Here is a 10,379-nt window from a genome sequence, read left to right as displayed (position 1 = left end):
ATTATTTGTAGTAGAGAATTAGCTCAGCTGGGAGAGCATCTGCCTTACAAGCAGGAGGTCGGGGGTTCGATCCCCTCATTCTCTACCAAACCAAAACTTCCAAATTATTATAATTTTTATTTGTGCCAAAATAGCTCAATTGGTAGAGCAACTGACTTGTAAGGGCGAAAAAGAGGCCTAAATATTAAGTAATTTAACCAATTACACGTTTTTGTGATAATGAAACGGCAGCGGATATCTGGTTTTGAGAACGAAAGAACACAAAATTATAGCAAGATATCAAAGTGTATTGAGACGAATCAGTTTAGTTAAAATGATTACGCGAGCTGATATGATCATGGATAATCTCTGAAATGAGACTAAGAGGAAAAGTGGAGTAATTCAGTAACTTATTGGTAAAACTGTATAAATCCCGATAAATCTGAGGCAATTTATACATAGATTACAAGTGTATAAATATTATCATTTACTTTAACTCAGAACCCACCAATTTTTAATAATGTTATATAACTATTTTTAGTTTTTATTGACATTAAAAAATTATTGGTTACCTCGCCTAAAATCATAGGTAAATATTTAGAGCAACTTTTATCATCCTAAACAAGAATAATAATATTCTTGCAAGGATAAAGCAGAATCATAGTAGTCGTGAGAAATTTAAGAATCAATTTGGAATATTTGATTAAACTGACTCACCAAGGAGCCAAGGAAAACTTGGTACAAGGCGAAAGAGGAAATTTTTGTGAAGATTTAGTTAATTTAAAATAATGTTTTATTATTATTTTCAAAATTATTGTTTTTAAATAATATCAAATGAATAAAGAGTTTTGATCTATCTAGATGGAGAAAAACTCAATAAATTATAAATTTTTAGACTAAATCAAATTATCACTTAAATAACCGCCGGATGCTGGGAAACTAGCTTGTCCGGTGGTGTGAGAGGCTTAACATAATAAAAATCTATCCAAAAAGATGAATAAACGTGTTAATTCTATCTCGATTCAGTAGGTTGCGGGTTCGATTCCTGCTTTTGGCACCAAACCAAAAAAAACGTCCCGTTAGCTCAGTTGGTAGAGCACTTGACTTTTAATCAAGGTGTCAAAGGTTCGAATCCTTTACGGGACACCATTTATAGATTTAATTTATTTAATTATTTTAAATTAGAATTTATAAAATATATTTTATATTTTTAAGGGCCCGAATGGTGGAATAGGTAGACACGTGGGACTTAAAATCCCATGACTTTATGTCGTGCCGGTTCAAGTCCGGCTTTGGGTACCATAAAACTAAAAAAGGGGTTTTAGCTCAGTTGGTAGAGCGCCTGTTTTGCACACAGGAGGTCAGCGGTTCGAATCCGCTAAGCTCCACCAGAAGTTTTTTGAAATGTATTGGATATTAATAATAATTTTAAAGGCGGTATAGCTCAGTTGGCTAGAGCACTCGGTTCATACCCGTGAGGTCAGGGGTTCAAATCCCTTTACCGCTACCATTAAATGTAATATTTAATGATATGAGTATGGACCTGTAGCTCAGTTGGTCAGAGCCACCGGCTCATAACCGGTTGGTCGTAGGTTCGAATCCTACCGGGTCCACCAAAGTATATTTTGGAGGAATACCCAAGTCCGGTTGAAGGGGCCAGTCTTGAAAACTGGAAGGTCTACAAAGACGCGGGGGTTCGAATCCCTCTTCCTCCGCCAATTATTTATTTTAAAGATCGCGGGATAGAGCAGTTTGGTAGCTCGTCGGGCTCATAATCCGAAGGTCGTAGGTTCGAATCCTACTCCCGCAACCAAAAATGATATGGTCCGATGGTGTAGTGGTTAACATGCTTGCCTGTCACGCAGGAGATCGCGGGTTCAATTCCCGTTCGGACCGCCAGTTTTGGCTCTGTAGCTCAGTCGGTAGAGCAGTGGCCTGAAGAGCCTCGTGTCGGCAGTTCGATTCTGCCCGGAGCCGCCATAATAATAATTTTTATTTTTGATTAGAAGAGAGTATAAAATTAAATTTGAAGTCAAAAATATTTTGTTTGAATAAAAATAATAATAAATCTTTATTTTGTAAAATTATATTATGTTTAGTTTTTATATTATTATTTATTGTTAATTTTAAATTTTTGATCGTTGAGGCGATGGAAAAACCATTAGAAACTTTGGAAACTATCGAATTGAAAACATTTTTGGATAAATCAGAAATTAAAAATTTTCCTAATTTAAAAACTTTTAAATCGGATAAGAATGTAGATGAAATTGAAGTGTCTAAGTTAGATGATAATGATAAATCCGAAATGGAAGTTTCTTTATTATCTCATGACAAGTTGTTATCTAATCAATTTTTTTTACTCAGTTGCAAACATGATTTAGGTTCTTTTTTTTCTAAACGAATGAGATTGTTTTATGCTTTAAAAAATGTTAGAACTGTGCCGTGCGCTTCTTTTTTTGAATGGTTTAATTTTAAACAAATTTTATTTGGTACTTTTGATGCTAATTTATCTAAGATAAATTGTTTATTTAAGTGTTTAAATTTATCAGGCCTTAAAGAAGAATTTATTGATGATAAATATGAAAAAGTTTCTTTGGTAGCTTTAGATTTTTATCGTTTATTAAAAAAAAATCCTAATTTAGGTTATTTTTATTTATCTCCTCAGGATTTAGATAAAGCAATTTCTATTAACATTTCTTTTTGTAATTGTCAAGTTAAAGGTTATTCAGTTTTAGAATTAATTCATGAAATTCTTAATCTCAGAGATGAAAATTTTGATGTAGATAATTTTCGAAAACATTTGGTTATTTATATTAAACATTTGATGGAAATTTCTGATTCTGATGAAGAATCGATGAAAATATCTATTAATAATTTATTAGAAAAAGTTCATGAATTAAATGATATTGATGAATTAGATCGTAATTTATTATTTAATGTATTATTGAGTTTTAGTCGTGTATTTATTCCAAGTTTTTTTGAAGTGAATTATTCCATTAATACTCAACGTATAAAACCTTTATATGAAATGAATTTAGATATTATAAATAATCCAGGACATAAGACTTTAGGTTTTTTATTAAAATTAGATAATAATGAACAATTAAGTGATTTTTACTTAAATTTTTATGAAATTTTTCAAGATGAAAATAATCTTGAACAAATTAAACTTATCGATCATTTATTAATTTTAAGAACAGATAAAAAACAACAAATTTTTTACAATTCTTTTTTTCATCATTTGAATATTAATGTTTTATATAAGAAAACTTTATCGATACATAAAAAAGCTTTTTTTAATGCGCGTTTAACTTTAAATTAAATAAATAATAAATAAAAAATTATAATTAATTATGGTCTTGATAAAATTTAAAACAATGGTAGGTATTTAATGAATAGTAAATTTAATTCAATTAGTTCTGATAGATTATCAGGCCATAATTTTTTGGTTTTTATAGAAATTGTTCGTGGTAGCAAAAAAAAATACGAATTAGACAAAGAAACTGGTTGTTTGATTTTAGATCGTTGTTTAAACACATCTTTTTGTTATCCAGCTAATTATGGATTTATCCCCTTAACTTTATGTGATGACAATGATCCTTTAGATGTTTTTGTTTTAACTCAAGAAATTTTAGATCCAATGGTATTAGTTGAATGTCGTCCTATCGGAGTTATTCGTATGTTAGATGATGATCAACAAGATGATAAAATTATTGCTGTTCCTGTAAAAGATTTGATGTTTCAAGAATATGTTAATTTGTCAGATATACCTAAATATTTGTTATTAGAAATAGAACATTTTTTGTTACATTATAAAGATTTAGAAAATAAAAAGATCAAAATTCAAAAAATAGAAGATTTGCAAGAAGCAATATCTGTTGTTGAAGCAGCTTTGTCGAAATATAATCATAGACAGTAAAATGAATTTTTTATTTTTATAAATTTTTTTCTGAAAAAATAATATCTAAATATTTTACATAAATAAATATATAAATTGTTTTTGATTTTGTTATTCGGGAATAATAAAAATTTATAATATTCCGATAAATATTTAAAAGAATATAATTAATTTAAAAAATATATATTTTTAAAAAATTTAATATTAATCAAGAAATTTTTCCGAATATTTCTCTAGTAAAAAATAATTAGCATTATAATGAATATTTGATGTTTTAAAGATTGACATTAGCATATAATAATATAAAAATATATAAATCAATTTTAAAAATAATATATAAAAATTGATTTAGGGGTTTGGTTAAATTTAAATAAATGATAGTATTTTTTAGGTATTTTATGAAGCAAAAAGTTATTTTTAATAAAAAAGCTAATTATGATTATTTTTTAGATAAAAAATATTCAGCTGGTATTCAACTTTTGGGTAATGAAGTGAAATCTATTCGTTTAGGTCAGGTTCATTTAGATAATTCTTATGTTTGCTTAGATAATAACGAATTATTTGTTATTAATATGAAAATTACTAAATATTCTTGTAGTAATGATTTTGATCATATTGATAATAGAAAAAAGAAACTTTTACTTAAAAAAAAAGAAATTTTACAAATTAAAAATAAAATAAAAACTCATAATTTTGTTTTAATTCCTATTAAAATATTTAATCAACATAATTTGTTTAAATTAGAAATCGCTTTAGCTCGTGGTAAAAAAAAATATGATAAACGTCAAGATTTAAAGCATAAAGATGAATTGATGTATACAAAAAAAATTTTAAAGGAATTTATTTGAATTAATTAACAGAAAATAAAAAAATTTTATATAAAAAAATAAAAAAATTCAAAAAATTAATTTTGAATTTTTTATTTTATTTTTTTATATAAATTATTTTAATTGTACAAATTCTTTGTTAGATTGGATTTGTGTTTTTTTACTAATTTTAAGTTTTAATAATCCGTTTTCTAATTTACCTTCAATATCTTTTACGCTAGTTAAATGTATAAAGTTATAGTTAAAGGTTCTTTCTATTTTGCCATAAAATCTTTCTTGATATAATATTTCACAATCAGAACAATTATCCATTAAACAACAAAAATCATTAGATGGATTATTTTCTTTGGTAGCATCTGAATCTTTTTTATTTACAGATTGTTTATTATTGTTTGTTTGCGGACAACGATTATCTGCTTCAATAGTTAAACGCCCTTCATTAACAGAAATTTTCACTTGTTCTTTAGTAAAACCTGGCAAATCCATAATAAGTAAATAATAATCTTGGCAATCCCATAAATCAGCTTTAGGTAATCTTTTATCTAAATCTAAAATTGTTGGAATGGATAATAAATCTTTAATTAATGACATACTATCTTTTATAAATCCTCCTATTATTAAATTTATGAAATTATTTTTTAATTGTAAATTTATACAATTGAATTTATTTTTAATAAATTTTCCAGTTTTATTCTAACAAATTTTTTTATTTAATTCAATAATATTTAATGATGTTATAATAGGATATGTATACGTTTAAATATGTTTTTGTTAAATTTAAATTTATATTTTCGATAGCATATTATTTTCTTGGTCACCAAAAAAGACCCTAAATATCGATTTATACTTAATTTAGAATAATTAAGATAATTGATCTCCAAGGAAAAAGATTATGGTAAGTCGAATGTAGAGAAACTTATTTGTCTGGTTTAGATGGGGGCTTGCGCAATATATAACTAAATGAAAAATTTTGTTATTAAAACTCAAAAAAATTTACCACCTATTAAGAAATAATTCTGGATAAACAAATCAATTATATGATTTACTCCGGGATATTTTTGATAAAATTTAATAATTGTATATACATATTGCAACAAAAACTAATAAAAAACCAATATTATTAATATATAATGTAGCATAGACGTTTTTTCAATTCGAAAAAAATTTAATAATTAAAAATATTTAAATAATCTAAATTTAAAAGAGGAATTTATCTAAATGGCAAATATTAAACAACAAAAAAAACGAATTATTACCAATAATAAACGTAGATTGCGTAATAGTGATTTTAAATCATCAACTAAAACTTATTTTAAGAAATTAAAAAATGCTAAAGATCTTCGCGAAGCTTCTTTGTATTATAGTATAGTTTGCAAAAAATTAGATAAAGGTTTATCTAAAGGCATTTATGTAGGTAATTATGTAAATAGAAAGAAAAAAAGCGCCGCTATTGCTTTAAATAACATTTATAATAGTTAATTTCGATCTTTGTTTTTTGAAAGTAAATTAAATTTTATTACAAATTTTATTTAATTAAATTGAGATACCATAAAGAGGTTTTTATAGGTTGTGTTAGATATCAAATTTATACTTAAAAATATAGACTTAGTGAAAAATAAACTTAAAAATCGATTTGTTAACGAAGATTTATTGGATAAATTAATTTTTTTATACAAATCTAAAAATCAATTTTTACAAAAAATTGAACGTATAAAATATTTTAAGAATCAATATTCTCGTCAGAAAACTAATAAATCATTAATTAAGTGCAATTCAGAAAGTATTCTAGATAGTGATGGTGATATCAATTATGAAGCAAATTTAAAAAAATTACAAATTAATTTGGCAACAATCGAAGAAGAAGTTATGAATATTTTAAATTGCTTACCTAATATTCCTCACGAAAGTGTTCCGATTGGAGATAGTGAATTGGATAATATAGAGGTATATCGTTCTATTATCAAACCACGTCATTATGATTTTGTTATAAAAGATCATCTTCAATTGGGGTTAAGTTTAAATATTTTAGATTTTCAAAAAGCTTCTAAAATTGTTGGTAGTAAATTTGTTGTTTTAAAAGGATTAGGAGCTCGTTTGGAAAGATCTTTAATCAATTTTATGATAGATAATCATATATCTAATAAATATTTTGAATTAATACCGCCTTTTATAGTAAATCAAAAATCTATGTTTGCTACAGGTCAATTGCCTAAATTTGCTCAAGATGTTTTTAAATTACAATCAAATAAATACGAATGGTATTTAAATCCAACAGCTGAAGTCCCTACTATTAATTTACATCGTCAAGAAATTTTGGATATTAAACGATTGCCTATTAAATATGTTAGCTACACCACTTGTTTTCGCGAGGAAGCTGGATCTTCTGGTAAAAATACTAAGGGAATTTGGAGACAGAAACAATTTAATAAGGTTGAATTAATTCAATTTGTAGAACCTAAAACATCTTATATGGTTTTAGAAGATATGTTAAAAGATGCTGCCGTTATTTTGGATAAATTGCAATTACCTTATCGTATTATGTTGTTATCAACTGGTGACTTAGGTTTTAGCATGAGTAAAACTTATGATATTGAAGTGTGGTTGCCTAGTCAACAAAAATATTGCGAAATAGCTTCTATTAGTAATGCAGAAGATTTTCAAGCTCGTAGAGCTAATATTAAGTTTAAAGCTCATTTACAAGATAAAGGTAAATTAGTTCATACTTTAAATGGTTCGGCTTTAGCTATAGGTAGAACTATGGCGGCAATTTTAGAAAATTATCAAAATAAAGATGGTAGTGTTAATGTACCTATAGTTTTACAAAAATATTTATCAACAGATATAATAAAAAATTAATTATTATTAAAAATCATTCTTGAGACATAATATAAAAATGTTATAAAAAAGGAATAATAAATTTATGATCGATTTTTACAAGAAATATTTTCAACATATTACTATTTGGCATTTGGTATGTCTTATAGGATTTTTTGGAATAATTATGTCTATGCATAATATATTTGACCAAATTATGAAACAACCTAATCATGTTATGGAATTGATAAATGTTTTAGAAAATCCGAAAAAAAATGTTAAAATTAAAGAGATTAAACCCAAAATAGTCCGTAGTATACCTACTTTATATGATTTACAAGTTAAAATAGTAGATACTTCTTATGATTTTATAGGCAAAGAAAAAATAATAATATATAATTCTGTATCTGATAAAATTTATCACAAAATTATCGATATTATCGCAGAAAAATCTAAAACTGATTCTTCTTATCAAACAATTTTAGAAAATCCTCAAACAGAACCTCCTTATTTCGGATTTGGTCCTTTGGTTGATGCTATTGGTTTTATCTTGCCTTTGATTAGTTGTTATTTATTATATTCTTTATTTAAATCTACTACTGCTAAATTTTTTGAACAAATGGGTGATAAATATATTGGTAAAAAAGAACAAGGCGATTTAGCAAGTAATGTTACTTTTCAAAATATAGCTGGTTTTTCTGAAGAAAAAATTGAAATGCAAGAAATTATTGATTTTTTAAAATATCCACAAAAATATAAAGATATGGGTGCTCGTATTCCTAAAGGGGTTTTGTTATCCGGACCTCCTGGTACTGGAAAAACTTTATTAGCTAAAGCTGTAGCAGGGGAAGCAGGAGTTGCTTTTTTTGCTACTTCTGGATCAGAATTTGTAGAAAAATATGTGGGTGTAGGAGCTTCTCGTGTGCGTAATTTATTTCAAAAAGCTTCTCAACATGCTCCTTGTATTATTTTTATTGATGAAGTAGAAGGTTTAGCTCATAAAAGAGGTGCCCGCAATCATCATTCGGAACATGATAATACTTTAAATCAATTATTAGTGGAATTGGATGGCTTTAACTCTAATACAGAAATTATTGTTATAGCTGCTACCAATAAACCAGAAGTGTTAGATTCAGCAATTTTAAGGCCTGGTAGATTTGACCGTCGTTTTACTATTAATTTACCAAGCGCAAGAGATCGTAGAGCTATTTTAGAATTACATGCTAAAAATAAACGTTTTAGTTCGGAAGTTAATTTAAGTGAAATTGCTGAAGAAACTATTGGATTTAGCGGAGCTCAATTAGAAGGTGTTTTGAATGAATCTGCTTTATTAGCGGTACGTCGTCGTAGTTTAACTATAGAACCTCAAGATGTTAATGAGGCTATCGATCGTATATTAATTGGTTCTACACGTAAAAAAGATTTTTTATCTAAAAAAGAAAAAAAATTAGTTGCATATCACGAAGCAGGTCATGGCGTTTTAGCTGTCGTTTTAGATAATATCGAAAAAGTTCGTAAAATTACTATTATTCCAAGAGGCTCTGCAGGTGGATATAATATTATTTCTCCTGATAGTGAAAGTTCTAATTTTAAGTCAAGAAAAAAATTAATTATTAATATTGCGATCTCTTTAGGTGGTCGAGCTGCAGAAGAAATTTTTTTAGATGATATTTCTAATGGAGCATATTCTGATTTTGATCGTGCTAGTCAAATTGCTAGAACAATGGTAATTAAATATGGAATGAGTAAAGTGGGTTTAGTTCAGTTTAGCGAATCTAAAAGAGATTTTTCAGATTCTAAAGCTTCGGAAATAGATTTAGAAGTTAAAAATATTATTAATGAATGTTATCAGTTAGCTAAACTAACTCTTTTAGAAAATAAATATTTTGTAAATAATTTAGTTAAGTATTTATTAAAAATAGAAACTTTAGTAACTAAAGACATTGAAGAGATATATTTGACAGGAAAATTAAGTTGGTTTGATCAGGAACAAAATGAAAATTTAGGTTATTTAAATGATCAAAATGATACTATTGAAACAAAATCAAATGATAAAAACAATTCAGATTTAATCAATAATAATGAATCTTCTGATGATAGTTCTGATACTAAAGAAACATCCGAAAATAAAGATTTATCCAAAAAATTTAATAATTAACAATAATTTCTTATTATAAATAAATAATTAAATTAATATGAATATAATTAAGATAAGAATTTATTAATTTCTGGACTTAGGATTTATGATAAAAAAATTTATTGTAGAAATAAAATTTAATGGGTTTCGTTTAGATGATTTTGTTACTAGTAAAATTGGTTTGACTAAAAATCAAGTTCACAAATTAATTGCTAATGATCAAGTATTGGTTAATAATGTTTTAGTTAAAAAGAGTAATATTTTAAAAAGTTGTGATTTAATTACGATAAATTTATCTACATTAATTGAAAAATCTAATTTTTTATTTCCTATTAATTTAAATTTAGAAATAATTTATGAAGATGATTGGGCGCCAAAGAGGCCTAAATATCGTGTGATTTTACCAATCACCAGTGCGATAAACACTGTAAGGCTAAGAACGGTTCTTGAATGGAAACTCTCAAGAATTACAGCAGTTCTTAAAAGCGGGTTGCGACGAAGTAGTTAGTCAAGAAGATACCGCCACCAAATGGTTCTAAGGATAAGCTTGTAATGGCCTAAGAAGGAAAGTAGATGTAATAGTAAAACCTGTTTCGCAAACTACTATAAGCGAGCAGTCCAGAGTCTATTAATATATATTTTAAGTATTGAATAGTTTATCAATTAACAAACCTGGAATCTCACCATTAACAAAATGGTTACTTCACCTAAGGAATCAAGGTAG

General features: G+C 26.4%; 8 protein-coding genes and 10 tRNA genes. 17 read left to right on the top strand and 1 reads right to left on the bottom strand.

The window, feature by feature from the left end:
• Nucleotides 1–12: 12 nt before the first annotated feature.
• The 13 genes from OC705_RS01830 (at nucleotide 13) to smpB (ending at nucleotide 4,725) form a co-directional block, all read left to right on the top strand.
• Nucleotides 13–88: transfer RNA gene (locus tag OC705_RS01830), tRNA-Val, on the top strand.
• Between the two features lie 964 nt (nucleotides 89–1,052).
• Nucleotides 1,053–1,128, top strand: a tRNA-Lys gene (locus tag OC705_RS01825).
• Nucleotides 1,129–1,195: 67 nt separating this feature from the next.
• A tRNA-Leu gene (locus tag OC705_RS01820) sits at nucleotides 1,196–1,281 on the top strand.
• Between the two features lie 13 nt (nucleotides 1,282–1,294).
• Nucleotides 1,295–1,370, top strand: a tRNA-Ala gene (locus OC705_RS01815).
• A gap of 42 nt (nucleotides 1,371–1,412) precedes the next feature.
• A tRNA-Met gene (locus OC705_RS01810) sits at nucleotides 1,413–1,489 on the top strand.
• A gap of 29 nt (nucleotides 1,490–1,518) precedes the next feature.
• Nucleotides 1,519–1,595 (top strand) — tRNA-Ile (locus OC705_RS01805).
• Between the two features lie 11 nt (nucleotides 1,596–1,606).
• Nucleotides 1,607–1,697: transfer RNA gene (locus OC705_RS01800), tRNA-Ser, on the top strand.
• Between the two features lie 18 nt (nucleotides 1,698–1,715).
• Nucleotides 1,716–1,792, top strand: a tRNA-Met gene (locus tag OC705_RS01795).
• Between the two features lie 10 nt (nucleotides 1,793–1,802).
• Nucleotides 1,803–1,878: transfer RNA gene (locus tag OC705_RS01790), tRNA-Asp, on the top strand.
• A 5-nt stretch (nucleotides 1,879–1,883) separates the two neighbouring features.
• A tRNA-Phe gene (locus OC705_RS01785) sits at nucleotides 1,884–1,959 on the top strand.
• Nucleotides 1,960–2,005: 46 nt separating this feature from the next.
• Nucleotides 2,006–3,301 (top strand): hypothetical protein, encoded by a 1,296-nt coding sequence (locus OC705_RS01780; RefSeq protein ID WP_304514045.1) that lies wholly within the window; start codon nucleotides 2,006–2,008, stop codon nucleotides 3,299–3,301.
• A gap of 69 nt (nucleotides 3,302–3,370) precedes the next feature.
• On the top strand, nucleotides 3,371–3,898 hold the full coding sequence (locus tag OC705_RS01775; RefSeq protein ID WP_304512295.1) for an inorganic diphosphatase: 528 nt from the start codon (nucleotides 3,371–3,373) through the stop codon (nucleotides 3,896–3,898).
• A gap of 377 nt (nucleotides 3,899–4,275) precedes the next feature.
• Nucleotides 4,276–4,725: an SsrA-binding protein SmpB gene (gene smpB / locus OC705_RS01770; protein WP_304512296.1), complete on the top strand. Its 450-nt coding sequence runs from the start codon at nucleotides 4,276–4,278 to the stop codon at nucleotides 4,723–4,725.
• A 93-nt stretch (nucleotides 4,726–4,818) separates the two neighbouring features.
• Here smpB and OC705_RS01765 read toward each other — a convergent pair whose 3' ends face one another.
• On the bottom strand, nucleotides 4,819–5,295 hold the full coding sequence (locus OC705_RS01765; protein ID WP_304512297.1) for an Hsp20/alpha crystallin family protein: 477 nt from the start codon (nucleotides 5,293–5,295) through the stop codon (nucleotides 4,819–4,821).
• 627 nt (nucleotides 5,296–5,922) lie between these two features.
• Between OC705_RS01765 and rpsT the strand changes: the two genes are divergently transcribed.
• The 4 genes from rpsT (at nucleotide 5,923) to OC705_RS01745 (ending at nucleotide 10,163) form a co-directional block, all read left to right on the top strand.
• On the top strand, nucleotides 5,923–6,183 hold the full coding sequence (rpsT, locus tag OC705_RS01760; RefSeq protein WP_304512298.1) for a 30S ribosomal protein S20: 261 nt from the start codon (nucleotides 5,923–5,925) through the stop codon (nucleotides 6,181–6,183).
• A gap of 90 nt (nucleotides 6,184–6,273) precedes the next feature.
• Entirely contained in the window at nucleotides 6,274–7,560 is a 1,287-nt protein-coding gene (gene serS / locus OC705_RS01755) for a serine--tRNA ligase (protein ID WP_304514044.1), read from the top strand.
• Between the two features lie 64 nt (nucleotides 7,561–7,624).
• Entirely contained in the window at nucleotides 7,625–9,676 is a 2,052-nt protein-coding gene (locus OC705_RS01750; protein ID WP_304514043.1) for an AAA family ATPase, read from the top strand.
• A gap of 85 nt (nucleotides 9,677–9,761) precedes the next feature.
• The gene (locus tag OC705_RS01745) at nucleotides 9,762–10,163 is read left to right on the top strand and encodes an RNA-binding S4 domain-containing protein (RefSeq protein ID WP_304514042.1); all 402 of its coding nucleotides are present in this window, start codon (nucleotides 9,762–9,764) and stop codon (nucleotides 10,161–10,163) included.
• The last annotated feature ends 216 nt before the right edge of the window (nucleotides 10,164–10,379 follow it).

This window comes from Candidatus Phytoplasma fabacearum, from assembly GCF_030586805.1.
In the GTDB taxonomy this organism is placed as follows: domain Bacteria; phylum Bacillota_I; class Bacilli_A; order Acholeplasmatales; family Acholeplasmataceae; genus Phytoplasma; species Phytoplasma fabacearum.
Note: the sequence above shows the minus strand (reverse complement) of the source record. Positions and strands in the feature narration are given on the sequence as shown.